The following is a 24675-nucleotide window of genomic DNA, read 5'->3' as shown; positions in this document are numbered from 1 at the left end:
GCAATCTACCGGCCCGCGCCGTCCTCCCCACCGGCGGCCAGCGCGTCCTCGATCATGGCCAGCTCGTCGTCGGCGAACTCGAGGTCGGCCACCGCGGCGACGTTGGCCTCCAGCTGCGCCACGCTGCTGGCGCCGACCAGCGCCGAGGTGACCCGGCCGCCGCGCAGCACCCACGAGACCGCCAGCTGGGCGAGGCTCTGGCCCCGGCTGCGGGCGAGCTCGTCAAGGGCGCGCACCCGCCCGAGCGTGGCCTGCACCTGCTCGGCCGACAGGAACGGGCTCGAGCCGGCCGCCCGGGAGCCCTCGGGGATGCCGTCGAGGTAGCGGTCGGTCAGGATGCCCTGCTCCAGCGGCGAGAACGCGATGGAGCCCGCGCCCACCTCGTCGAGCGCGTCGAGCAGGCCGTCCTCGACCCAGCGGTCGAACATCGAGTAGCGGGGCTGGTGGATGAGCAGCGGGGTGCCGAGCCCGGCGAGGATCCGCGCGGCCTCGCGCGTCTGCTCGGGGGAGTACGACGAGATGCCGACGTAGAGCGCCTTGCCCTGCTGCACCGCGCTGGCCAGGGCGCCCATCGTCTCCTCGAGCGGGGTGTCGGGGTCGGGCCGGTGCGAGTAGAAGATGTCGACGTAGTCCAGGCCGGTGCGCGCCAGGCTCTGGTCGAGGCTGGCGAGCAGGTACTTGCGCGAGCCCCACTCGCCGTAGGGCCCGGGCCACATGCGGTAGCCCGCCTTCGTCGCGATCACCAGCTCGTCGCGGTAGGGCTTGAGGTCGGTGCGCAGCACCTCGCCGAACCCCGTCTCCGCCGATCCGGGCGGCGGGCCGTAGTTGTTGGCGATGTCGATGTGGGTGACGCCGAGGTCGAACGCCCGGCGCAGGATCGCGCGCTGGGTCTCGAGGGCCGTCCCCTCGCCGAAGTTGTGCCACAGGCCCAGCGACACGGCGGGCAGCAGCAGCCCGCTGCGCCCCACGCGGCGGTAGGCCATGGTGTCGTAGCGGGTCTCGGCGGCGTCGTAGGGCACGGTTCCTCCAGCAGGGGTGGCGTCGGGAGTAGTTTCCTGCCCACCATGGACGTCGAGACACCAGGCCCCAGCGGGGTGCCCGAGAGCCTGCAGACCGCCGCCGCGTGGACGTGGCGGGTGATCCTGCTCGGCGTGGGGGCGTGGCTGCTCCTGCGCGTCGTCGAGCGGCTCTCGCTGGTGGTGCTGCCGATCATCGCCGCCGTGCTGCTCACCGCCCTGGCCATGCCGGCCGTGCGGCTGCTGCGCCGGATCGGCGTCGGCGCGGCCGGCGCCGCCGGGATCGTGCTGGTCGTCGGCCTGGGCACGATCGGGCTGGTCGTCTGGTGGATCGCCAACCGCGCCATCGCCGAGTCCGGCGAGATCGCCGACGAGCTCGGCAAGGCGCTCGACCGGCTCCCGGTGCGCAGCGAGACGCTCGCCGGGTGGCGCAACGACGCGGTCGACGCGCTGCGCCGCAGCAGCGGCGGGGTCGGCGGCGTGCTCAACGGGCTCGAGGTCGCGAGCCATGTCCTCGCCGGCACGGTGCTCACCCTGTTCATCACCTTCTACCTGCTCTACGACGGCGCCCGGGTCTGGTCGTGGGTCGTCGCGATGCTGCCCCGCGGCCGGCGGGCCACCGCCCACGAGGCCGGCGCGCAGGCGTGGCAGCGGCTGGCCGGCTGGGTGCGCGGCACCGTGATCATCGGCGTCATCCACGGCGTGGTGGTCGCCGTGTCGCTGGTGGTGCTCGACGTGCCGCTCGTGGCTCCGCTCTCGGTGCTGGTGTTCCTCGGCAGCTTCATCCCGATCGTCGGCGCCTTCATCTTCGGCGGTGCTGCGGTGCTGGTGACCTTCGCCGCCCACGGCTGGGTGTCTGCGGCCGTCCTCGTCGGCATCCTGACGCTCGACAACCAGCTGGAGGCCCACGTCCTGCAGCCCTTCCTCGTCGGGCGCTACGTGCGCCTGCACCCGCTGGCGGTCGTCATCGCGGTCACGGTGGGCGAGGTGCTCGAGGGGCTCGTGGGCGCGGTCCTGGCCGTCCCGCTGACCGCCGCCGCGTACGCCGCCTTCAGCTACGCGCGCGGCACCGCCCCCGCGGTGGTGCTGCTGCCCTCGGAGGCTGGGCCGCCGGGCGAGCTGCCGGGCCGCCCGACCGGCGGCGGCGTCCCCCTCCTCTAGCAGACTGTCCCCGTGCCGACCGTCGTCGTGCTGGGCCTGCTCGCCGCGTTCCTGTTCGCGGCGGCAGCGAGCCTGCAGCAGCACTCGGCGCACGGCATCGCGCGCGCCGCCGGGCCCACCTCCTCGGCCCTGCCGGTCGTGACGCTGGTCCACAGCCTCGTGCGCTCGCGGGTCTGGCTGCTGGGCTGGGTCGTCAACCTCGGCGGCTTCCTCAGCCAGGCGGCGGCCCTGCACCTCGGCAGCGTCTCGGTCGTGCAGCCGCTGCTGGTCACCCAGCTGCTCTTCACGCTGCCGCTGGCCTCGGCGTGGGCACGCCGGTGGCCGGCCCGCCGCGACTGGCTCGCCGCCGCCACGGTCTGCGCCGGCGTGGCGCTGTTCCTCTCGGTCGGGCACCGCTCCGAGACCGACGCGCAGCCCGACCGCGCCAAGGTGCTGCTCGCGCTGGCCACCACGCTGGTGCTGGTGACGGTGCTCGTACGCGTCGCCGCCGGCCGCCCCCGCGCCCGGCACGCCTTCCTGACCTCGGTCGCCGCCGGGCTCTGCTTCGCGCAGAGCGCCGTGCTCATGAAGCTCACCGCGACCGACCTGCTGCACCGCGGGGTGGCCGCCACGGCGGTCGACTGGCCGGGCTACTGCCTGGCCGGCTCGACGCTGCTGGGCCTGCTGCTCGAGCAGCAGGCCTTCACCGCCGGTGCGCTGCCCCTCGCGATCTCGGCGATGACCATCACCAACCCCGCGGCGAGCTACCTGGTCGGCGTGCTGGCGTTCGACGTGAGCCTGCCCGACAGCCCCGGGGCGCTGGCGACCCTGTCGGCGTCAGGCCTGCTGCTCGTCGTCGGCGTCGTGGGCCTGGCCCACAGCCCCTACAGCCGAGCGGGCGCTACAGCCGCGGTTCCCGTGTCACGATAGGGACAGAGACCCGAACACCCGCAGACCGCACGCCCGCAGGGACCGAGGAGCTCGATGACCGCACCGCAGCACCACCGCAGCCCGGCCGAGGGCCACGTCGTCGTCGAGCTCGCGGCGCTCCGGCCCACGCTGGTGCGCGCCGGGCGCCTGCTGCTCGAGACGGTGCTCGTGCCGACACTGCTGCTGGCGGTCCTCATCCACGTCGTGGGCGTCGTCCCCGCGCTGGGTGCCGCGCTCGGCTGGTGCTACCTCGCGCTGCTCGTGCGCTGGGTCGTGACCCGCCACGTGCCCGGAACGCTGCTGCTCAGCACCAGCATGCTCACCGGCCGCGCCGGCATCGCCATGGCCACCTCGAGCGCGCTGCTCTACCTCGTGCAGCCCGCGGTCGGCTCGGGCGTGCTAGCCCTGCTCTTCCTGGGCAGCGCCGCGCTCGGCCGGCCCATCACCATGCGGTTGGCCCGCGACTTCGTGGCCCTGCCGCCGCACGTGCTCGAACGGCGGGCGACCCGGCGGATGTTCACGCAGGTCGCGCTCGTCTGGGGCGTGTCGCGGCTGCTCGACGCCACGATGAGCGTCGGGTTCCTGCGCTCCTCGCTCGACCTCGCGCTGATCGGGCGCGGGCTCTTCAGCCCGCTGCTCACCCTGCTGACCGTCGGGCTGTGCTCGGTGCTGGGCTGGCGGGCGCTGGCCCGCGACGGCATCCGCCTGCGCTTCTCCGCGGCCTGAGCGCCCGGTCCGGGGTGCAGCTCGCCGACGCGGTCGTCCTGGTCACCGGCGCGAGCCGCGGGCTCGGCGCCGCCACCGCGCGCGAGCTCGACGACCGCGGGGCCGTCGTGGTCGCCGCCGGCCGCGACCGGGGGGCGCTCGACCGCGTACCCGCCGGTCTGCGGCTCGTCGCCGACCTCGCCGAGCGCGACGCCGCCACCAGCCTGGTCGGCCGGGTCCTGCAGCACTACGGCCGGCTCGACGGCGTCGTCGCCAACGCCGGCGTCGGCTGGGCGGGGCCGTTCGCCGAGATGCCCGAGGACCGCTTGGCGTCCTTGGTCGACGTGAACGTCCGGGCCCCGCTGCTGCTGGCACGCGCGGCCCTCCCCCCGCTGCTCGAGCGTCCGCAGGCCGGCATCGTGCTGGTCGGCTCGATCGCGGGACACGTCGGCGTGCCGGGGGAGGCGGCCTACAGCGCCACGAAGGCGGCCCTCGCGGTGTTCGCCGATGCCCTGGGCGACGAGCTCGTAGGCACGGGCGTCTCGGTCTCGACCGTCTCGCCAGGGGTCGTCGACACGGAGTTCTTCACGACCCGCGGCGCCTACGACCGCCGGTTCCCGCGGCCCAGGAGCGCCGAGCGCGTGGCGCGCGTCGTGGTCGACTCGCTCGAGTCGGGCAGGCCGCGCAGGCTCGAGCCGCGCTGGCTGACGATCCCCGCGCGGCTCGCCGGGGCCGCACCGGGCACGTACCGCCGCCTGGCCCGACGCTTCGGCTGAGACGTCAGCACCGCGGCCACGATGCCGTCGGCGTCCAGGCCGTGCTCGGCCAGCAGCACGTCGCGCTCGGCGTGGCGCACGAACTCCTGGCGCACCGCGAGGGGCACGACCCGGGCGTCCGAGCCCGCCAGGGCGCGGGCCACCGCGTCGCCGAAGCCGCCGACCGCACCGCCGTCCTCGACGGTGACGACCAGGCGGTGGCGCGCGGCCGCCGCGATCACCTCGGGGTCGAGGGGGAGGACCCAGCGCGGGTCGACCACCGTGACGCCGAAGCCCGGCAGCCGCCGGGCCGCCTCCACCGCGGCGTGCGCCGACGGGCCGGTCGCCAGGACGAGCACCTGTGCTCCGTCGCCGGCGACCAGCACGTCGGCCTGCCCGAGCCGCCCGGTCCCCTCCAGGTCGGGCGGGGTGCAGCCCTTGGGGTAGCGCAGCGCCGTGGGCCCGGCGGTGTCGAGCGCCTCCCTCAACAGCTCACGCAGCCGCGTCGCGTCGCGCGGCGCGGCCACCCGCATGCCGGGGACCATGGCCAGCAGCGCGAGGTCCCACAGGCCGTGGTGGCTGGGCCCGTCAGGTCCGGTGACTCCCGCGCGGTCGAGCACCAGCGTCACGGGCAGCCGGTGCAGGCCCACGTCGAGCAGCGTGGAGTCGAAGGCGCGGTTGAGGAACGTCGCGTAGAGCGCGACCACCGGGTGCATCCCTCCCATCGCCAGCCCGGCCGCCGAGGTGACCGCCTGCTGCTCGGCGATGCCGACGTCGCGCACCCGCTCCGGCGCCACCGCCGCGAGCCGGTCGAGCCCGGTCGGCGCGACCATCGCGGCGCTGAGCGCCACCACGTCGTCGCGCACGGCCGCGACAGCCGCCAGCTCGGCACCGAACACCGAGGTCCACGAGGGCCGGTCGCTCGGGGCGGGCGCAGACACCGCGTGCATGCGGTCGACGTCGTCGGCGAGCGCGGGCGCGTAGCCCTCGCCCTTGCGCGTCACGCAGTGCACGACCACCGTGCGCCGCGAGCGGCGGGCGTGGCGCAGCGCCGCCTCGAGCGCGCCGACGTCGTGGCCGTCGACGGGCCCGAGGTAGCCCAGGCCGAGCTGCTCGAACACCGAGGGCGCGTCGCCGGCGCGCAGCCGCGCCAGGTGCTCGGCCAGGCCGCCGACGGTCGGGGCGTAGGAGCGCTCGTTGTCGTTGAGCACGACGACCAAGGGGCGCCTGGGGGTGCGGGCGCAGTTGTTCAGCGCCTCCCACGCCATGCCGCCGGTGAGCGCGCCGTCGCCGACGACCGCCACCACCGTGCGGTCGTCCTCGCCGCGCAGCGCGAACGCCGCGGCCAGCCCGTCGGCGTAGGCCAGCGAGGTCGAGGCATGGCTGTTCTCCACCAGGTCGTGCACGCTCTCGGCGCGCGACGGGTAGCCCGAGAGGCCGCCGTCGCTGCGCAGCCCGCCCATCGCGGCAGCGCGCCCGGTGAGCATCTTGTGGACGTAGGCCTGGTGCCCGGTGTCCCAGACGAGCGGGTCGCGGGGGCTCTCGAACACCCGGTGCAGCGCCAGGGTCAGCTCCACGACGCCGAGGTTCGGGCCCAGGTGGCCACCGGTACGCGGGACGACGTCGACGAGCACGTCGCGCAGCTGCGCGGCGAGCTCCGGGAGGCGGTCGGCCGGTAGGGCGCGCAGGTCGGCCGGGCACCGTACCGTCACCTCAGGCTCCGACCGCGGCCCGCACCGACTCCCGCAGCGAGCCCATCGTGGCGATCACGGCCGTCGGCTCGTAGCCGCAGTGCGCCATGCAGTTCTCGCACCGCGGGTCCTTGCCGCGGCCGAACTTCGACCAGTCGGTCTCCTCCACCAGCTCGCGGTAGGTCGCCGCATAGCCGTCGTCGAGCAGGTAGCACGGCCGCTGCCACCCGAGCAGCGAGTAGGACGGGATCCCCCACGGTGTGCACTCGAAGTCGGTCTTGCCCTCGAGGAAGTCGAGGAACAGCGGCGAGTGGTTGAGGCGCCAGCGCTTGCGCCGCCCGTCGGCGAACGCCTTGGAGAACAGCGCGCGGGTCTGCTCGACGCCGAGCCAGTGCTCCTGGTCGGGGGCCTTCTCGTAGGCGTAGCCGGGGGAGATCTGCATGTTGTCGACGCCGAGCTCGTCGTTGAGGAAGTCGAGCACGTCGATGACGTCCTGCGGCGAGTCGGTGTCGAAGAACGTGGTGTTGGTCATGACGCGGAAGCCGCGCGCCTTGGCGTCCTTGATGGCCGCGACGGCCTGGTCGAAGACGCCGTCCTTGCAGACGGAGGCGTCGTGCCGGTCGCGGAGGCCGTCGATGTGCACCATCCACGCGAAGTTGCGGTGCGGGGTGAACTTGTCGATGTGCTTGGGCAGCAGCACGGCGTTGGTGCACAGGAAGACGATCTTGCGCTTGGCGAGCAGCTGGCGCACGATCTCGTCGATCTGCTTGTGCATCAGGGGCTCGCCGCCGGCGATGGACACCGCCGGCGCGCCGCTCTCCAGCACCGCACCGACCGCCTGCTCCACCGACATGCGCTGTCGCAGCACGGATGCGGGCTGCTCGATCTTGCCGCAGCCGGCGCACTTGAGGTTGCACGCGAACAGCGGCTCGAGCTCGACGAGGAGGGGGTACTTCTCGCGGCGCAGCGCCTTCTGCTTGAGCAGGTAGGCACCGATCTTCAGGTTCTGGCGCAGCGGCATCGCCACGGTCAGGACACCTCCCGAGGCAGGGTGAAGCGGACGTCCTCGTCGACGACGGAGGACTCTCGGACAGTGGTGGTCCCCAGCCCCGACAGGGCGGCGACCACCTCGTCGACCAGGTGGGGAGGCGCAGAAGCGCCTGCAGTGACGCCGATCCGGCTCACTCCCGCGAGCCAGCGCAGATCGATGTCGCCGACGTCGTCGACGAGGTACGCAGTGGTGCCGCACCGCTCGGCCACCTCGACCAATCGGCGCGAGTTGGAGGAGTTCGCCGAGCCGACCACGAGGACGAGCTCGGTCTGGGCGGCCACGGCCCGCACCGCCTGCTGGCGGTTGGTGGTGGCGTAGCAGATGTCGTCGCGCCGGGGGGCCGACAGGGTGGGGAACCGCTCGCGCAGGACGCCCGCCACCTCCTCGGCCTCGTCGACGGCGAGGGTCGTCTGCATGACGTAGGCGACCCTTCCCGCGTCCCGTGGCGCGATCACGCGGGCGGCGGCCGCGTCCTCGACGACCAGCACGTCGCCGGGGGCCTCGCCGACGGTGCCCTCGACCTCCTCGTGGTCGCGGTGCCCGATGACGAAGACCGTGTCGCCGCGACCGGCGTAGCGCCGCACCTCGGTGTGCACCTTCGCCACCAGCGGGCAGGTGGCGTCCACGACGGTCAGCCGCCTCGCCTCGGCCTGCGCGCGCACGGCAGGACTGACGCCGTGAGCCGCGAGGACCACCACCGCGCCCTCGGGCACCTCCTCGAGCTCCTGCACGAACACCGCGCCGCGCTCCTCGAGAGAGCGCACGACGTGGGCGTTGTGGACGATCTGGCGGCGCACGTGGACAGGCGCGCCGTAGCGGTCGAGCGCGCGCTCGACGATGTCGATGGCGCGCTCGACACCGGCGCAGAACGAGCGCGGCCCGGCCAGGACCACCTCTCGCGGACCCAGGGCGGCGGCCCACTGCTCGAGCGCCGGGGCCGCCGCCCGCAGGGACGCCAGGGCGCGCAATCCGCGGGCGGGCGTGCCGGGGGAGACCAGCGGGCGGTCGGGGGTGTCGACGACGGCGCGCACCACGGCGTACGGTCCCTCGCCGGTCACGAGCCCGGCGGACTCCATGTCGACCAGCACCGCGCCGGACGTCGCCAGAGCTCGGCGTTCGGCGGTGCCGTCGACGATCGCGGCCGTCGAGGCGACGGGCCCGAGGTGCACCCGCAGCCCGGTGCGCCTCAGCGCCGCGGCGAGCAGCGGTGCGGAGGGAATGAGGACCGCGTCCCCGTCACCGCGCACCTCGGTCGCCACGACGAGGTCGCCCGGCTCGAGCCCGGCCACCAGCGCACCGCCGACCCCTGCCACCACCGCGGGTCCCTGCAGCGTGGAGCCGGCGCGGGCGGAGCGCGCAGGTCCCATGCCCGTGCGCACGACGCGCAGGCCCGGCAGGACGCCGCACAGCGCCGCCTGCTCGACGGCCAGCGGGGTGCAGACGGTGACGGTCACGACCCGCCTCCCGAGACGTAGCGGCCGAGCGCCGAGACGGGGAAGACCATCCGGTAGAGGTGGTAGTTGATGTAGAAGTCGCCGGGGAAGCCGGTGCCGGTGAACTGCGGCTCGTCCCAGGTGCCGTCGTCGCGCTGGTGCTCGACGAGCCAGCGAACCCCGGCGTCGAGAGCAGCCGAGCGCTCACCGGCGGCGAGCAGCGCCAGCAGCGCCCACGCGGTCTGCGAGGCGGTCGAGTCGCCGCGCCCGACCCACGACGGATCGGTGTAGGAGCGCAGGTCCTCGCCCCACCCGCCGTCGTCGTTCTGGTGCTCCTCGAGCCAGCGGACTGCCCGCCAGATGGTCGGTGAGGTCACCGCGACGCCGGCAGCGACGAGAGCGGGCACCACGGCAGCGGTGCCGTAGACGTGGTTGGCGCCCCAGCGCCCGAACCACGACCCGTCGGCCTCCTGCGCCGCGAGCAACCACTCGACACCACGCCGGCACTCTGCCTCGTCGGCGCGACCGGCCGCGGCTAGCATCTCGACCACGTGCGCGGTCACGTCGGCCGACGGCGGGTCGATCACGGCGCCGAAGTCGCAGAAGGGCAACCGGTAGGCCAGCTCGCGGGTGTTGTCGGCGTCGAAGGCGCCCCAGCCGCCGTCACGGCTCTGCATGCCCGCGGTCCACGTGATGCCACGTGAGACCGCCGCGTCCAGCCGCGCCTGGTCGGGCACGCGGACGCGCTGCAGCGCGAGCACGATCTCGGCGGTGTCGTCGGTGTCGGGGTAGCCGTCGTTCTCGAACTCGAAGGCCCAGCCGCCCGGCTGCAGCTCCGGCCGGCGCACGGCCCAGTCGCCGCGCACCCGGATCTCCTCGTCGACCAGCCACTCCGCCGCCGCCACGACCGCGGGATCGTCGGCGGGTGTGCCCGCGTCGAGCATCGCGGTCAGCGCCAGGGCGGTGTCCCACACCGGTGACTGGCACGCCTCGAGGCGGCGCACGGTGCCCTCGGGCGTCTGCTCGCGCACCAGGAAGCCCTCGAGCCCGGCGATCCCGCGGGCGACGGCCGGGGAGTCGAGCGGGTGCCCGAGGAGCACCAGGGCGAGGATCGAGTAGACCCATGGCGGCTGGATCCCGCCCCACGAGCCGTCGGCCTCCTGGCGCGCCATGACCCAGTCGGCAGCCCGCCGCATCGCGCGCCGGCGCAGCGGCCGCACCGGGTGGCGGCCGTAGGCCCGCAGCACCCGGTCGAGCCGCTCGAACGCGCCCTCCCAGGTCCACGGCCGCCGGAGCCCGAGGGGTCCGGCTCCCGAGCGGAGCTCGTCGATGCCGAAGGGCAGCGGGCGGCTCGGGCGCAGCGTCGCCACGACCGTCAGCGGGACGACCGTCTGACGGGCCCAGCACGCCCAGTCGTAGACGTTGAAGGGGAACCACCGGGGCAGGAGCACGAGCTCCGGCGGCAGGGTGGGCAGGTCGTCCCAGTCGACCAGCCCGAACAGCGCGAACCACAGTCTCGTGAACACCCGCGTGCGCTCGACACCGCCGGCACCACGGACGAAGGCTGCTGCCGCGCGCATGTGCGGCTCGTCGGGGGAGTCGCCGGCCAGGCGCAGCGCGACCCACGCCTCGGCTGTGGTCGAGAGGTCGCCCGGGCCACCGAAGAACGTCGCCCAGGTGCCGTCGTCGCGCTGCTGCGAGCGGATCCAGCGGGCGGTCTGCTCGGTCTCCTCGGCGCCACGGATGCCGAGGAACTCGCGCACGAGCAGGTCCTCGGCGTCCATCGTCACGTTGGTCTCGAGCTCGCCCTTCCACCAGCCGCGCGGGTCCTGCAGGCGGCGCAGCGCGTCGACGCCGCGGCTCAGCGCGGCCTCGACGGTGGTGAGGGTCTCAGTGGTCACGGGACCCCACGAACCTGGCCAGCGCCACGAGCTCCGCGCACGGGCCCGCCTCGAGCCCGGGCTCGTCGAGCGCCTGCTCGGCGCGCTCGAGCAGCTCGTCGACCAGCTCGCCGGCCCAGGCGCGGGCGCCCGCCGCCTCGACCAGGTCGCTGGCCCGGGCCACCTGCTCGGCGTCGAGCGGACCTCCCGCGGACACGAGCGCCGCCAGCTCGGCGGCCTCGGGACCCGCGGAGCTCAGCGCGTAGGTCACCGGCAGGGTCTTCTTGCGCGCGTGGAGGTCGGCGCCGACCGCCTTGCCGGTCACCTGCGGGTCGCCCCAGATGCCCAGCAGGTCGTCGACCAGCTGGAAGGCCAGGCCGACGCTGTCGCCGAAGCGCGAGAGCGCGTCGACGCTGCGCGGCGGCGCCCCGGCCAGCACGGCGCCGATGGCCGAGCTCGCCGAGATCAGCGCCGCCGTCTTGCCGCGGGCCATGGCCAGGCACTCCTCGAGCGTCACGCTCCCGCGCGACTCGAAGGCGACGTCGTCGTACTGCCCGCGGATGAGCTCGCGGGTGGCCGAGGCCAGCAGCCGCATGGCCGCCGGCGCGTGCGGGGAGGCGGCGTCGAGCAGCGCCTCGTAGGCGGCAGAGAGCATCTCGTCGCCGGCCAGGATGGCGGCCGGCGCGCCCTCGAGGGCCCAGACCGTCGGCCGGTGCCGGCGCTCGACGTCGCCGTCCATCACGTCGTCGTGGAGCAGCGAGAAGTTGTGCACCAGCTCGACCGCGGCCGCGCCCGGCAGCGCGGTCGACGCGGGAGCGCCCACCGCCTCGGCGGAGAGCAGGGCGAGGGCCGGCCGCAGCGCCTTGCCGCCGCCGCCCTCGCGGGGCGTGCCGTCCACCTCGGCCCAGCCCAGGTGGTAGGCGCACAGCCGCGCGCTCTGCGGGCTCATCGAGGCGACCGCCCGGCGCAGGGTGGGCAGGACGGTCTCCTGGGCGCGAGCTGTGATCACAGGGCGGTCCTCTCCGGGGTCGGCGCGTGCGCGAGCAGCCGGGCCGCCTCGAGCCCGCTGCGCACCGCTCCCTCCATCGTGGCGGGCCAGCCGGTCGCGGTCCACGCCCCGGCGAGGACGACGCCGGGCACCGAGGTGGCCGCGGGCGGGCGGTCGGCGGCGCTCCCGGGCGCCGGCCGGAACGTCGCCTGCGGCTCGCGGGTGACGAACGCGTCGAGGACGCCCGCGCCGCGGGCGGCAGGCAGCAGCTCGCGCAGCGCCGGCACCATCCGCGCCAGCAGCTCGGCCGAGGGCAGGCGCACCTCGCGGTCGGCGGCGGACAGGCTCACCGCGAGGTACTGCGCGTCGGGCGAGTGCGCCCGCAGGCCTGACTGCCCGCTGCGGTCGAAGACGAACTGCACGGGCGTGCCGACCCCGGCCACGAGCTCGCCGTCGAGCACGCGGCGGTCGAGCACCACGTGCACGTTGACGATGGGGGAGGCGCCCAGCCGGCCGGCCCACCCCGGCCGCAGGTCGAGCGCGCTCGGTGGCAGCAGCCGCTCGGCGGCCGCGGGCGGCACGGCCAGCACGACCGCCCTACCATCCAGTTCCAGCGACGCGACCCGCGAGCCGAGGCGCACGTCGACGCCCGCCGTCCGCAGCGCGGCGAGCGCCGCGTCGCCGTGGATGCGCCCGAGCGGCACCCGCGCCCACCCCAGGTCGGCGCCGCCGGGCTCGCCGAGCAGGCCGGTCTGGAACACGGTCGCCGCCAGCGCGAGCGAGGCGTCGTCGGCCCGCGCGTTGAGCGTGGCGACGCCCACGAGGTCCCACAGCGCCTCGACCGCCCGCGAGCCCTGGCCGTGCGCCGCCAGCCACGCTCCGAACGACGTGCCGTCGGCGGCGCTGCGCTCGACCCTGCCGAGCGCCAGTGCAGCGCGTGCGGCCGCCAGCCGCTCGGCGAGCGTGAGCGGCGCGTAGCCGAGCAGGCTGCGCGCGAGGTGCAGCGGCACGGGCAGCGCGGCGCGGCGGACGTGCGACGTACGTGCAACGCCCGGCCGCCGGACCGGCACGTCGAGCCGCCGCTGCAGGTGCGTGTCGCCCTCGGCGCCCAGGCGGCGCAGCAGCCCGCGGTAGGCCGAGCAGCACCGCATGAAGACGTGCTGGCCCGTGTCGACCTGCAGGTCGACGCCGAGGCCGGACGTCTCGGCCGAGCGGACGAACGAGCCCGCCAGCCCGCCGAGCCGCGGGCGCGCCTCGTGCAGCACGACCTCGAAGCCGTCGTCCGCGAGCCGCAGGGCGGCCGAGATGCCGGCCAGACCACCTCCGACCACGGTGACCGGGCGCGCGGCGCTCATGCACCCAGCCCGGTCAGCGCCCGCGCGGCCACGACGGCCTTCTCGCGGCCGGTGAGCGAGAGCCGCGCACCGAACACTGCGGACGGCTGCTCGTCGATGCGCTCGAGCAGCCGCCGGTAGATGCCCGCCATGGCCGCGCAGCACGCGGCGGAGCGCCGGTCGAGGAGGGGCACGAGACGGAGGCCGTCGGCGTACCAGTCCCTCGCCCGCGCCGCGCTGTGGTGCACCAGCCGCGTCAGCCCGCCGTCGACGTCGACCAGCGTCCCCCGCTCGTCGAGCTCGAGCTGCACGCCGAACGCGTCGAGGTCGGACTGCGGCACGTAGACCCTGCCGTTGAGGAGGTCCTCGCGCACGTCGCGCAGGATGTTGGTCAGCTGCAGGGCGATGCCGAGGTTGTCGGCGTAGGACTCGGCGTCCGGGTCGGGCCGGCTGCCGAAGACGCCGAGGCAGAGCCGTCCGACCGTGCCCGCCACCCGCCGGCAGTAGCCGACGAGGTCGTCCAGGTCGGCGTAGTGGTGGCCCACGACGTCCATCTCGACCCCGTCGACCAGCTCGAGGAACGCCTCGACCGGCACGGGGTAGCGGCGTGCGGCGTCGGCCACCGCGCACAGCACCGGGTCGCTGCTGGCGTGCAGGTGCTCGATCTCGGCGCGCAGCGCCGCGAGGCCGGCGACCTTCTCGGCCTGCGCCAGCTCGCCGTCGCCGATGTCGTCGATGCGCCGGGCGAGCGCGTAGAGCGCGCACAGCGCGTCGCGCTTGACCGGCGGCAGCAGCCGGATGCCGTAGTAGAAGTTGCGCGCCTGCTCGCGGGTGATGCTCGTGCAGACCGAGTAGGCGCTGACGGTCGTGGTGCTCATGCCGCCCGCCGGAGCAGGTGTCGTAGGCCGTGGCGCACCGCGTCGCGCCGCTGCGGTCTCGGGGTGGCCGAGAGGACGTCGCCGCCGCTGCGGCGCAGCGCGTCGACGGTCGCCCAGCCGCCGGCGACGTAGCCGGTCACGGCGAGCCTCGCCCAGCCGTGCAGCTCGCGGGTCAGCGACGCGCCCGCCGACAGCAGCTGCGCGGCCCGGTCGGTCTCGTGCAGCACCAGCGCGCGCAGCGCGGGCGTCGCCGCGAGACGGTCGAGGTCGGACTCGAGCACACCCCACGCACGCAGGTCCTCCTGCGGCAGGTAGACCCGGCCCGCCCGGCGGTCCTCGCCCACGTCCTGCCAGTGCTCGAGCAGCTGGAGGGCCGTGCACACGCGGTCGGAGCGCTCGACGCGCGAGGGCGTCGACTCCCCGAACAGCGCCAGCACCAGGCGTCCGACGGGAGCGGCGGACAGGGCGCAGTAGCCGAGCAGGTCGTCCCACGTCTCGTAGGTGCCGACGCGCTGGTCCATGAGGTTGGCGGCGACGAGGTCCTGGAAGGGCTGCTCCGGCAGCCGGCGCCGGCGCGCGGTGGGCACGAGCCCGACCAGCGCGGGATGGCCGGGCCGCGCGGTCCACACCCGGTGCAGGTCCGCGGAGAACTCCTGCAGCAGCGCGGTGCGGTCGCCCTCGGCGGAGTCGCCCAGCTCGTCGATCGTGCGCACCACGTCGTAGACGGCCAGCAGGTCGGTCCGGGTCGCGGCAGGCAGCACGCGCAGGGCGACGGGGAAGTTCTCGCCCGCCGCGGCTGCCGGGTGGAGCTCGGCCGTGGAGTGCACGGACCCATCCTTCGAGCAGCGGCGCGCGGGCGTCTGCACCCCAGGAGCACAATAAGTCGCTGGGAATTGTCACGGCCGTACAAGATGCTTCGTCCTACGGACGCGTCGAGAGGAGCCGGTGTGGCGGGCAGCGAGCGCACGGTACGCCTGCCCTCCAGCCGTGCGCCGGACGACGGTCGCGACCGCCTGCTGGGGGCGCTCGTGGCCGGCCTCCCGCCGCTGCTGGGCGAGCTCGCCGAGACGCTCGCCGACGTGCTGCCCGACTACTCGGCCTTCGTGCGCGACAACCTCGACGAGGTCACCAGCACTGGCCGGCTGGGCATCGAGCGCCTGGTCGAGCTGGCTCGCGAGATCGCCGCCACGGGCACCGGACCGCTCCCGCGCTCGGACGAGCCGGAGGTGCAGCACGCGGTCTTCGAGGAGATCGGGCGCGCCCAGTGGCGCGAGGGCCGGGAGCTGCGCTCGTTGCTGGCGGCCTACCAGGTGGGGTCGCGCCTGGCCTGGCGGCACATCTCGCGGACGGCCCTCGGCGCCGGGGTGGACGCGGGCGGTCTGGCGGCGCTGGCCGAGGCGCTGTTCCTGCTCGTCGACCAGCTGTCCTCGGCGTCGGCCGAGGGGTTCCTCCAGGAGCAGACCGATGCCGCCGGTGCCCGGGCGCGGATGCGCGACGAGCTCGTGGAGCTGCTGCTCTCGGACCGCTCCGACACCGGTGCCGTCGCCGCCGCGGCGGCGCGCGCGGGCTGGCGGCTGCCGGTGAAGGCAGCCGTGGTCTTCCTCGACCCGACCCTGCCGGCGGCCGAGCGCATCGTCTCCCGGCTCGAGCCCTCGATGCTCCCGGTGCGGCGGCTGCGGATGCTCGGCGCGATCGTCCCCGACCCGCCCGAGCAGGGTCGGCGCGAACGGCTGGCGACGCGGCTGCAGGGCGCCGGCGCCGTGATCGGGCCGCTCGTGCCGGTCAAGGACCTGCCGGCCAGCCTCCACGTCGCCGAGGCCGCGGCGCTGCTGCGCCGCAGCGGCGTGCTGCGCGAGGATCCGCTCTTCGTCGACGAGCACCTCGACGCGATCATCGTCTGGCGCGACCCCGCGCTGCTCGCGGCCCTGCGCGAGCAGGTGCTGCGCCCGCTCGACGGGCTCGCCCCGGCGACGCGCGAGCGGCTGGTCCAGACGCTCGCCTCCTGGCTGCTGCACCTCGGCGACCGGCAGGCTGTCGCCTCGGAGCTCCACGTGCACCCGCAGACGGTCCGCTACCGCATGGGCCAGCTCCACGACCGCTTCGGCGACTCGCTCCAGGACCCCGCCGTGCGCGCCCGGCTGGTGCTGGCGCTCGCCTGGTCGCCCTCGGCCTGAGCCGCCAGCTCGTCGAGCACCGCCGCGACACCCGCGGCCAGCGCACCGGCGTCCACAGCTCCCGGGTCGGTGCCCACCCCGATGCAGAAGTCGCCGTCCCAGCCCAGGGCGCCGACTCCCACGGCGGTGCCGGGCGCCAGCGGCACGAGCGGGAACGCGGCCAGCAGCGGCGCACCGGCCAGCGCCAGGCGCTCGTCGGCACCAGGCATGTTCGAGACCACCGCCTGCAGGAAGCCCGGCCCGTAGACCGCCCGCGCGAACGCGGCGTGCGCCCGCGCCGGGAGCAGCGCGCCGACGCGCTGCTGGACGAACCGCGACGCCAGCGCGCGCGTGGGCGTGCGCAGCCGACCCGTACGCGCCGCGACCTGCCGCAGCCGGTGGTCCTCGGGCTGCGGACCCAGCGGCACGTCGACCATGACCGCCGAGGTGGCGTTGCCCTCGGCGCCCGGCCGCCGGACCATCAGCGGCACCGCTGCGCGCAGCTCGCCGACTTCCCCGACGCCCGCCCGCGACAGCCCGCCGGCGACCGCGCTGAGCAGCACGTCGGTCACCCGAGCGCCGTGGGCGCGGGCGGTGCGGCGCACCTGCTCCATGGGCACGACGACGGTGGCGAACGCACGCGACGGCCCGCCCCCCGGCAGCTGCAGCCGCGGGCGCCCGTCGGTCGCCAGCTGCGCCAGCCCGACGACCGTCGCACCCGCCCGCGCGAGCATCCCGGGCCGCCGGTCGCGGCCCGGCGCGGCGGCCGGCCCGGGTGGAGGCTCGAGCAGCAGCCGCGCCTGCGCGACCACGCCGATGCCGTCGGCGACGACGTGGTGGACGAGCAGCACGAGCGCCGCCCGGTCGGGCGCCAGGCCGTGCACGAGGACGACGCGCCAGAGCGGCCGGTCGCGCGGGAGCGCCGAGCCGGCCAGCTCGCCGACCAGGTCGAGGAAGCCCTGCTCACCCTCGACCGTGCGCAGCTCGACGTGCCGGTCGAGCTCGAGCGTCGCGTCCTCGACCCAGCGCGGCCGCCGCCAGGCCGAGTCGGTCGTCAGGCGCTGGCGGAAGCGCGGGAGCGCAGGCAGCGCGGACCGCACGACGCCGCGCACCTGCTCGAGCGTCGGGGCCGGTCGCTCGGAGGTGTCGAGCAGGACCACCCCTCCCACGTGCTGGGGCGCCGCGGGCGTCTCCACCCGCAGGAAGAACAGGTCGGGCGCGGCCACCCGGTCCGGTGCCGTCAGCGAGGTCGAGAGCCACACCAGCACCGCGCCCGCCACCGCGTCGAGCAGGAAGTGGTTGCCGGTGGCGAGGATGACGAACAGCGTCAGCAGCACGTGCAGGGCGCTGAGCACCTGCGTGCGCCGGCCGCCGGCGATGAGCGCGAGCACCGCGCTCACCCACATCGCCCACGCCAGGTGCAGCGAGGGCATGGCCGCCAGCTCGTTGGCGTGGCTCACCAGCGGCGACCCCCACGACCCCCACGTGCGGCCGAGCCGCACGGTGTCGACGATGCCGCTGCCCGGCAGCAGGCGCGGTGGCATGAGCGGCCACAGCGCGAAGCAGGCCACGCCCAGCAGGTTGAGGACCACGAACGACGTGCGGGCCCAGCGGTAGGTCTCGGGCCGGCGCCACCAGAGCCAGAACAGCAGGGCGAAGCTGCTGATGACGTACGTGGTGGCGTACTCGTAGTTCGCCAGCACCCGCAGGGTGGAGTGCGGCGCCAGCCAGGAGTTGAGCGCGCGCTCCGGGTCGAGGTGGAGGGCGTGCTCCAGGCGCCGCAGGCGGTGGGCGTGGTCCTCGGCGGTCTGCCGGCGACCCGACCAGTCCAGCCCCGAGACGACGCTGTAGACGGCGAAGACCGCGAGCCCCAGCGCCAGCTCGCGCCGCCACGGCGGCCGCGTCACCGGCGCCATCTGCTGCACGCTGCCCAGGCGACGAGCAGGCAGAGCACGCCGACGATCCCGTCGACCCAGTAGTGGTTGCCGGTGACGACCACGACCCACGTGGTCGCCACCGGGTCGAGCAGCATCAGCCACCGCCACCGCGAGCGTGCCGCCCAGATGACGGTGCCGGCGAACAGGAACGCCCAGGCCACGTGCATCGAGGGCATCGCGGCGTACTGGTTGAGCAGCCCGTGGTTGTGCGGGTCGGCGCCGTAGACCGACTGGCCGAAGCGCACGCCGGTGTCGACGATGCCGAAGTCCGGCCGCATCCGCGGCGGCATCAGGGGATAGACGACGTGCCCGACGAGCGCGAGGGCCGTGGTCGCGACCAGCACCCGCCGGAACGCGTCGTACTTCTCCGGACGCACCAGCAGCAGGTAGAGGCTGACCAGGCCGAGGGTGACGAAGTGCTCGAACTCGTAGTACACGTTCGCGACCCTGACGAGGTCCTCGGAGTGCAGGGCGAAGCGCTGGAGCGCCGCCTCGCTGGGCAGGTGGAGGCGGCGCTCCAGCGACCAGACGTCGCTGGCGTGGCCGGGGGCGCCGGTGGTGTGCCGGCCGGCGAGCCCCCGGCCGACGCTGTAGACGAGCCACAGACCACCGAGCACCACCAGCTCGTGGAGCAGCCGGACGGCCGGGCGACGCTGCTCGGTCCGCATCCGGCCGGGCCGTCAGCCGGCGAGAGCCGCGGAGACCACCTCGCGCGCCTCGTCCTGGATGCGGGCCAGGTGCTCGGGGCCCTGGAAGCTCTCCGCGTAGATCTTGTAGACGTCCTCGGTGCCCGACGGCCGGGCGGCGAACCACCCGGACTGCGTGGTCACCTTGAGCCCGCCGATGGCGGCGTCGTTGCCCGGCGCCTTCGTGAGCTTGGCCGTGATCGGCTCGCCCGCGAGCTCGGTGGCCGTGACCTGCTCCGGCGAGAGCTTGGCGAGGCGGGCCTTCTGCTCGCGGTCGGCGGGGGCGTCGACGCGGGCGTAGGCAGGGCTGCCGTACTGCTCGGTCAGGCGGGCGTAGTGCTGGCTGGGCGTCTTCCCCGTGACCGCGAGGATCTCCGACGCCAGCAGGGCCAGCAGGATCCCGTCCTTGTCCGTCGACCACACGCGGCCGTCGCGGCGCAGGAACGAGGCGCCCGCCGACTCCTCGCCGCCGAAGGCGACCGACTGGTCGAACAGCCCGGGCACGAACCACTTGAAGCCGACCGGCACCTCCACCAGCCGGCGGCCGAGGCCCTCGGCCACCCGGTCGATCATGCTGGAGCTGACGAGGGTCTTGCCGACGCCGGCCTGCGCGGGCCACTGGTCGCGGTGGGAGTAGAGGTACTCGATCGCGACGGCGAGGTAGTGGTTCGGGTTCATCAGCCCGGCGTCCGGGGTCACGATGCCGTGCCGGTCGGCGTCGGCGTCGTTGCCGGTCGCGATGTCGAACTGGTCGCGCTTGCCGATGAGCGAGGCCATCGCCGAGGGCGACGAGCAGTCCATGCGGATCTTGCCGTCCCAGTCGAGCGTCATGAAGCGCCACGTGGGGTCGACCAGCGGGTTGACGACCGTCAGGTCGAGCGAGTGGCGCTCGGCGACGGCCGCCCAGTAGTCGACGCTGGCGCCGCCGAGCGGGTCGGCACCGATGCGTACGCCGGCGCTGCGGATGGCGTCGATGTCGAGCACGCCGGGCAGGTCGTCGACGTAGGTCGCCATGAAGTCGTACGTGCCGGTGGTCTCCGCGGCGCGCGCCGTGGCGTAGGTCACCCGCTGGACGCCCTGGAGCCCGGCGCGCAGCAGCTCGTTGGCGCGGTCCTGGATCCAGCCGGTGATCTCGCTGCCGGCCGGGCCGCCGTCCGGAGGGTTGTACTTGAAGCCGCCGTCGGCCGGCGGGTTGTGAGACGGGGTCACGACGACGCCGTCGGCGCGGTGGGCCGGCCCGCTCTCGTTGTGCCGCAGGATCGCGTGGGAGACCGCCGGCGTGGGGGTGTAGCGGTCGGTGGGGTCGACGAGCACCGTCACGCCGTTGGCCGCGAAGACCTCGAGGGCGGTGACGAACGCCGGCTCCGACAGTGCGTGGGTGTCCTTGCCGAGGAAGAGCGGGCCGTCGATGCCCTGGCCCGCGCGGTACTCCGCGATCGCCTGGCTGGTCGCCGCGATGTGGTCCTCGTTGAACGCCGTGTTCAGCGCCGACCCCCGGTGGCCCGACGTGCCGAAGGCGACGCGCTGCCCCGCATCGCTGGGGTCGGGGTGTCCCGCGTAGTAGGCGGTCACCAGCTTGGCGACGTCGACCAGGTCCTCGGGCTGCGCCGGCGTTCCGGCCCGCTCGTGCGTCGGCATGTGTCCTCCACGGTTCGCGACTGCTCTGCATCCTGCTGCACCTGCCTGCCCACGTCGACAACGGGTCACGCGGGTCGCCCGCACCTGCACGGGGCAGGAGGGGGGTGAACGTCCCCGAGGGAAGAGGCTCGTCATGCCCATGCTCATCCGCCGTCTGCTGCGCAGCCGTCTGCTGCTGGCCGTCGCGCTGCCGCTGGCCGCCCGTGGCGCCGCTGCTGCCGGCCACCGGCTCGAGTCGACCCGTGGCCCGAGCAGCACCAGCCGCGCGCTGCTGCAGACCTCCCAGTTCCTCGCGCCCCGGCGCCGTCCCCGCGGCCTGCTCGGCCGCGTGCTGGGGAGGTAGCGCGTGCGTGCGGTCGTCCACACCGAGACCGGGCCGTCCTCGGTCCTGCACGTCGTCGAGCGCGAGGTCCCTGAGCCGGGGCCGGGGGAGGTGCGCGTACGCGTCGAGCGCTCGGGCGTCAACCCCACCGACTGGAAGTCGCGCGAGGGCAACGGCCCCGGGCAGCCGCTGAAGTTCCCGCAGGTCGTCCCCAACCAGGACGGCGCCGGCGTGGTCGACGCGGTCGGGCCCGGTGCCTCGCTTCCGGTCGGCGCGCGGGTCTGGCTCTGGCAGGCCGCGTGGCAGCGGCCCGAGGGCACGGCGCAGGACCACGTCGTGCTGCCCGAGCACCTGGCCGTCCCGCTGCCGGAGTCGGCGAGCGCCGACCTCGGCGCGAGCCTCGGCATCCCCGCCATGACCGCGCACCGGGCGCTCACGCTGGCCGACGGCTTCCCCGCCGTCCTGTCGCCCGGCTCCCTGGACGGCCGCGCAGTGCTCGTCGCGGGCGGCGCCGGTGCGGTCGGCAACGCGGCGATCCAGCTCGCCCGCTGGGCGGGAGCGCACGTCATCACCACCGTCAGCTCACCGGAGAAGGCCGAGCTGGCGCGGGCGGCGGGCGCGCACGAGGTCGTCGACTACAAGCGCCAGGACGTCGCGGCCTCGGTGCGCGCCGTCGCTCCGGACGGCGTCGAGCTCGTCGTCGAGGTCGCTCCCGCGGCGAACGCCGAGATCGACGGCAAGGTGCTCGCCCGCGGCGGCACCGTGGCGATCTACGCCAACGACGGCGGCGACGACGTCGTGCTGCCGGTGCGCACGCTGCTGTCGTCCAACAGCCGCTGGCAGTTCGTGCTCGTCTACACGATCTCCGAGCAGGCCAAGCTCGACGCCGTGGCCGGCATCACGGCCGCGCTCGCCGACGGCGCCCTGGACGTCGGTGAGGCGCGCGGGCTGCCGCTGCACCACGTGCCCCTCGAGCAGACCGGCCGCGCGCACGACATGGTCCGCGACGCGGTGGTCGGCAAGGTGCTGGTCGACGTCAGCGGATGACGCCCGCGAGGTGCGCCATGGTGTCGAGCGCGTCGACGACGATGTCGGTCTCGAGCGCCACGAGCCTGCGGTGCACCGTCGCGTCGCCCAGCTCGGCCGCGAGGCGCAGCTGGGCGGCGCGCAGCGCGGGGTACGCGTGGCGCCGCGGCCGCCCGCGCAGCGCGTCGTCGAGCACCGCCCCTGCCCGCCGCAGCTCGGCGACGAAGGGTGCGACCTGGGGCAGCTCCTCGGCGTCCTGTCCGGGCAGCCGCGCGTGAAGGGAGAGCAGCGCCTGCGCGTCGCGCTGGGCGGCGGCGATGACGCCTTCGGCCAGTGCGATGTCGAGCAGGTCGCCCTCAGCCGCGCGCCGGGCGCGGGGCTCCACGGCGAAGCGCTGCACTGAGGCCTCCGCGCTGGCCCGCGCCCGTCGGGTGTCGGCCTGCGTGCGCGCCAGGCCGGCGCCGGTGCGGGCGGTCGCCGACGCGTACGCCTCGAGCACGTCGCTCGCGTAGGCCACCTGCGTGGTCACCAGCTCGGCCAGCCGCTCACGGACCCGGCCGGCCTCCCACGTGGGCCACGCGGCGTAGGCGACGAGGGCCAGCGTGCCGCCGATCGCCGTGTCGACGAGCCGGTCGAGCGCCGCCTGGCGACCCGGCAGGCCGACCAGGGCGAGCAGGAAGACCACGTAGCCCGTGAGGAACGTCGAGAAGATCGCCTGGTTGGCGCGGAAGATCAGGTAGCCGACGAACGCGCAGAGCGACACGAGCACGACGAGCGCCCCGGCGGCCGGTCTCAGCTCGGCCGCCACGACGGTCGCGACGAGGGCTCCCAGAGCCGTTCCGATGACGCGGGCGACGCCCCGGCTCATCGTCGAGGCGAAGTCGGGACGCAGGACGACGAGCGCGGTCAGCGCGACCCAGTAGCCGTGCGGCAGCGGGAAGGTGTGGAACAGCAGCGACGCGACCAGCACGACCGCGGCGAGCCGCAGGGCGTGGCGCATCGTCTCGGAGCGCAGGTCCCACGACGCGCGCAGCGCCAGCATCGGCTCCGCCAGCGGCGGCAGCAGGTGCGGCTCGCTGATCTCGAACAGCTGCGACGACCCTGCCCGTGGCGCGTCGGGCCCGTTGCGGCTCGCCAACCCGCTCGCCACGCGCGCCGCCGAGCGCAGCTGCCCGCGCAGCGCCTCGATGCTGGCGACCACCGAGGGCCGCAGTCCGTCGGTCGCGCTGGCCTCGGCGCCGGCGGGCTGCGCCTCGTGCGGGAACCACGGAAGCAGCTCGTCGGCGACGCCGCCGAGGTCGACGGCCAGCTGGCCGAGGGCGGCGTCGATGCTGCGTACGTCGTCGTCCCTCCGCCTCCCGAGCGCGCGGGCACGGGCGTGCGTGAGCGCTGACAGCTCGAGCCGCACGCGGCCGGCGATGTCCACCAGCGCGCGGAACCCCGCGCGCGGACCGTCGCGGCCGAACGGGTTGGGGTCGCCGAGCACGGCCGCTGCGGCGCTCAGCTCGTCGGCCCGCGGGGGCGGCACGTCACCGGGTGCGCCCACCGCCTGGCCCGCGTAGTCGGCGAGCGCGCGGTAGACGGCTGCGACGGCGCGCCGCTCGGCGGCGTAGGAGCGCAGCGGCCACACCGCGACGACGAGGGCGGTCTGCAGGAGGCCGCCGGCGAGCACGAGCAGCGAGCGCGTCACGGCCTCGCGCGCGGTCATGGCGAAGTCGCCGGCGATGAGCAGGGCGACCGCCGCCTGCAGCCCGACGACCGTGCCCGGCGGGCCGAACGCCGTGGCCATGCCGGCCGCGAACGCCCACACCGCGACGGTGCCGACCGCGAGCGGCTCCCACCGCACGACGAAGGCGCCGACCAGGGTCGAGAGCGCCATCGCGATGCTCGTGGCGACCGTCGCCTGCACCCGGCTGCGGTAGGCGCCCTGGATCGAGGCGATGCCGACCGAGAACGCCCCGGCTGCCGCGGCCACCGCGGACGCCGGCGACCCGGCTGCCACGCCCACGACGAGCACGACCGCCACGCCGACGGCCGCCCGCACTGCCGCGCCCGGGAGCAGCAGCGAGCGGTCGACCGCCGCCAGCTGGCGCACGAGCGATCGCACGGTGCCCGTCGCCATGGCGCAGAGTCTGCCGCAGCGCTGCCCCGGGCGACGGTCGGCGGGTGGCAGGGTGTCGCCATGGACTTCGAGCAGGTGCTCGACGAGCTCTTCACCGAGCCGCCCGAGGGGTTCGTCAAGCGCCGCGACGAGCACGCCCGCGCCGCCAAGGGCTCCGGCGACGCTGCTCTGGCCAAGCGGATCTCGGCGCTGCACCGCCCCACGGTGTCGGCCTGGCTCGTCAACCGCCTGGTGCGCGAGGACCGCCCCGCGGTCGCGCAGCTGCTCGCCCTCGGGGCCCAGCTGCGCAAGGCGAGCACCTCGCTCGACGCCGACTCGCTGCGCGCCTTCTCGCGCGAGCGGCACACCGTCGTCGCCGCGCTGGGCCGGCAGGCTGCGCACAGCGGCCAGGCGGCTGGCGGGCGGGTGACCGCCGACGCGGTCCGCGAGCTCGAGCAGACGCTCGAGGCGGCGTTGTCCGACGAGGACGCTGCCGCGCAGGTGCTCGCCGGCACGCTGGTGAAGCCGCTGGAGTACGCGGGGTTCGGGCCGGCGCTAGGGGCTGCTGGAGGTGGCGCGGCCCCCGTCGGGGGTGGGGCTGCGAGGGTGCCGGCGGGTGAGGGGGCTGGCGGCGAGGCAGGGGAGGGAAAGGGCGCCGCAGGCGAGGCGGCGGCGGGCGGGACGGCCGCGCGTCGGGAGGCCGAGCGCGCCGAGGCGGCCGAGCGCAAGGAGGCCGAGCGCAAGGAGGCTGAGCGTCGTCGCCGTGAGGCGGTGGCCAAGGCGGAGGAGGACCTGCGCGCGACCCGGGAGGCTCACCGCGTGCGGGTGACGGAGGCGGACGAGGCGCGCGCGGAGCTCGAGCGGGTGAGGGCGGCTCTCGGCGAGGCGGAGGAGCGGGACGCTCAGGCCCAGGCCGCCGCCGAGGCAGCCGCGCAGGAGGTCATCGCTGCCGAGGCCGCCCTCACCGAGGCGCGCGCGTCCGCCGGCTGAGCGCGGGCGTCACGCGCTCCG

20 protein-coding genes and 1 pseudogene are annotated in these 24675 nt (G+C 75.3%); 8 read left to right on the top strand and 13 right to left on the bottom strand.

The window, feature by feature from the left end:
• Positions 1 to 5: 5 nt before the first annotated feature.
• Positions 6 to 1019: an L-glyceraldehyde 3-phosphate reductase gene (gene mgrA, locus CLV35_RS19300; RefSeq protein WP_121195137.1), complete on the bottom strand. Its 1014-nt coding sequence runs from the start codon at positions 1017 to 1019 to the stop codon at positions 6 to 8.
• 45 nt (positions 1020 to 1064) lie between these two features.
• Between mgrA and CLV35_RS19295 the strand changes: the two genes are divergently transcribed.
• The 4 genes and pseudogenes from CLV35_RS19295 to CLV35_RS20700 form a co-directional block, all read left to right on the top strand.
• Positions 1065 to 2177, top strand: a complete 1113-nt coding sequence (locus CLV35_RS19295) for an AI-2E family transporter (protein WP_121195136.1) — start codon at positions 1065 to 1067, stop codon at positions 2175 to 2177.
• Between the two features lie 12 nt (positions 2178 to 2189).
• Complete coding sequence (locus tag CLV35_RS19290; protein ID WP_121195135.1) at positions 2190 to 3086, top strand: DMT family transporter; 897 nt, start codon at positions 2190 to 2192, stop codon at positions 3084 to 3086.
• 54 nt (positions 3087 to 3140) lie between these two features.
• Complete coding sequence (locus tag CLV35_RS19285) at positions 3141 to 3812, top strand: VC0807 family protein (RefSeq protein ID WP_121195134.1); 672 nt, start codon at positions 3141 to 3143, stop codon at positions 3810 to 3812.
• A pseudogene (locus CLV35_RS20700) lies at positions 3746 to 4372 on the top strand (SDR family NAD(P)-dependent oxidoreductase); the annotation flags it as partial. The gene CLV35_RS19285 and the pseudogene CLV35_RS20700, both read left to right, overlap by 67 nt.
• Positions 4373 to 4392: 20 nt before the next feature.
• On the opposite strand, the gene CLV35_RS19275 reads toward CLV35_RS20700, so the two are convergent.
• Genes CLV35_RS19275 through hpnC form a run of 8 tightly spaced genes read right to left on the bottom strand, consistent with a single transcriptional unit; the run spans position 4393 to position 14628 of the window.
• Positions 4393 to 6258, bottom strand: coding sequence for a 1-deoxy-D-xylulose-5-phosphate synthase (locus CLV35_RS19275; RefSeq protein WP_121195132.1), 1866 nt, complete (start codon positions 6256 to 6258; stop codon positions 4393 to 4395).
• A 1-nt stretch (position 6259) separates the two neighbouring features.
• A complete protein-coding gene (hpnH, locus tag CLV35_RS19270) occupies positions 6260 to 7264 on the bottom strand; it encodes an adenosyl-hopene transferase HpnH (RefSeq protein WP_121195131.1) in 1005 nt (334 codons plus the stop codon).
• 2 nt (positions 7265 to 7266) lie between these two features.
• A complete protein-coding gene (ispH, locus tag CLV35_RS19265) occupies positions 7267 to 8742 on the bottom strand; it encodes a 4-hydroxy-3-methylbut-2-enyl diphosphate reductase (protein WP_231122072.1) in 1476 nt (491 codons plus the stop codon).
• The gene (shc, locus tag CLV35_RS19260) at positions 8739 to 10622 is read right to left on the bottom strand and encodes a squalene--hopene cyclase (protein WP_121195130.1); all 1884 of its coding nucleotides are present in this window, start codon (positions 10620 to 10622) and stop codon (positions 8739 to 8741) included. Before shc ends, ispH begins: the two co-directional genes overlap by 4 nt.
• Positions 10612 to 11610, bottom strand: coding sequence for a polyprenyl synthetase family protein (locus tag CLV35_RS19255; protein ID WP_231122071.1), 999 nt, complete (start codon positions 11608 to 11610; stop codon positions 10612 to 10614). The genes shc and CLV35_RS19255 overlap by 11 nt, the downstream gene beginning before the upstream one ends.
• Complete coding sequence (gene hpnE / locus CLV35_RS19250) at positions 11607 to 12944, bottom strand: hydroxysqualene dehydroxylase HpnE (RefSeq protein ID WP_121195129.1); 1338 nt, start codon at positions 12942 to 12944, stop codon at positions 11607 to 11609. Before hpnE ends, CLV35_RS19255 begins: the two co-directional genes overlap by 4 nt.
• Positions 12941 to 13801: a presqualene diphosphate synthase HpnD gene (gene hpnD, locus CLV35_RS19245; RefSeq protein WP_121195128.1), complete on the bottom strand. Its 861-nt coding sequence runs from the start codon at positions 13799 to 13801 to the stop codon at positions 12941 to 12943. The genes hpnE and hpnD overlap by 4 nt, the downstream gene beginning before the upstream one ends.
• On the bottom strand, positions 13798 to 14628 hold the full coding sequence (hpnC, locus tag CLV35_RS19240; protein ID WP_121195127.1) for a squalene synthase HpnC: 831 nt from the start codon (positions 14626 to 14628) through the stop codon (positions 13798 to 13800). The genes hpnD and hpnC overlap by 4 nt, the downstream gene beginning before the upstream one ends.
• 120 nt (positions 14629 to 14748) lie before the next feature.
• Here hpnC and CLV35_RS19235 point away from each other — a divergent pair, with 120 nt between their 5' ends.
• Positions 14749 to 15975, top strand: coding sequence for a PucR family transcriptional regulator (locus tag CLV35_RS19235; RefSeq protein ID WP_231122070.1), 1227 nt, complete (start codon positions 14749 to 14751; stop codon positions 15973 to 15975).
• On the opposite strand, the gene CLV35_RS19230 is transcribed toward CLV35_RS19235, so the two are convergent.
• The 3 genes from CLV35_RS19230 to pgm are packed head-to-tail and all read right to left on the bottom strand — an operon-like array spanning position 15873 to position 20215.
• Complete coding sequence (locus tag CLV35_RS19230) at positions 15873 to 17870, bottom strand: bifunctional phosphatase PAP2/O-acyltransferase family protein (RefSeq protein WP_121195125.1); 1998 nt, start codon at positions 17868 to 17870, stop codon at positions 15873 to 15875. The two genes, CLV35_RS19235 and CLV35_RS19230, sit on opposite strands and share 103 nt — an antisense overlap.
• Positions 17858 to 18559 carry a phosphatase PAP2 family protein gene (locus CLV35_RS19225; RefSeq protein WP_121195124.1) on the bottom strand — a complete coding sequence of 234 codons (702 nt, stop codon included), beginning with the start codon at positions 18557 to 18559 and terminating at the stop codon, positions 17858 to 17860. Before CLV35_RS19225 ends, CLV35_RS19230 begins: the two co-directional genes overlap by 13 nt.
• Before the next feature lie 12 nt (positions 18560 to 18571).
• Positions 18572 to 20215 carry a phosphoglucomutase (alpha-D-glucose-1,6-bisphosphate-dependent) gene (gene pgm, locus CLV35_RS19220; protein ID WP_121195123.1) on the bottom strand — a complete coding sequence of 548 codons (1644 nt, stop codon included), beginning with the start codon at positions 20213 to 20215 and terminating at the stop codon, positions 18572 to 18574.
• Between the two features lie 133 nt (positions 20216 to 20348).
• On the opposite strand from pgm, the gene CLV35_RS19215 reads away from it, so the two are divergent.
• Together CLV35_RS19215 and CLV35_RS19210 are read left to right on the top strand one after the other, a co-directional pair.
• Entirely contained in the window at positions 20349 to 20558 is a 210-nt protein-coding gene (locus CLV35_RS19215; RefSeq protein WP_121195122.1) for a hypothetical protein, read from the top strand.
• A gap of 3 nt (positions 20559 to 20561) precedes the next feature.
• Complete coding sequence (locus CLV35_RS19210; RefSeq protein WP_121195121.1) at positions 20562 to 21584, top strand: NADPH:quinone reductase; 1023 nt, start codon at positions 20562 to 20564, stop codon at positions 21582 to 21584.
• On the opposite strand, the gene CLV35_RS19205 is transcribed toward CLV35_RS19210, so the two are convergent.
• The gene (locus CLV35_RS19205) at positions 21574 to 23685 is read right to left on the bottom strand and encodes an FUSC family protein (RefSeq protein ID WP_121195120.1); all 2112 of its coding nucleotides are present in this window, start codon (positions 23683 to 23685) and stop codon (positions 21574 to 21576) included. The genes CLV35_RS19210 and CLV35_RS19205 overlap by 11 nt on opposite strands.
• A gap of 60 nt (positions 23686 to 23745) precedes the next feature.
• Between CLV35_RS19205 and CLV35_RS19200 the strand changes: the two genes are divergently transcribed.
• Positions 23746 to 24654 (top strand): hypothetical protein, encoded by a 909-nt coding sequence (locus CLV35_RS19200; RefSeq protein ID WP_121195119.1) that lies wholly within the window; start codon positions 23746 to 23748, stop codon positions 24652 to 24654.
• Positions 24655 to 24675 lie beyond the last annotated feature (21 nt).

Source organism: Motilibacter peucedani (assembly GCF_003634695.1).
Lineage (GTDB): Bacteria > Actinomycetota > Actinomycetes > Motilibacterales > Motilibacteraceae > Motilibacter > Motilibacter peucedani.
Note: the sequence above shows the minus strand (reverse complement) of the source record. Positions and strands in the feature narration are given on the sequence as shown.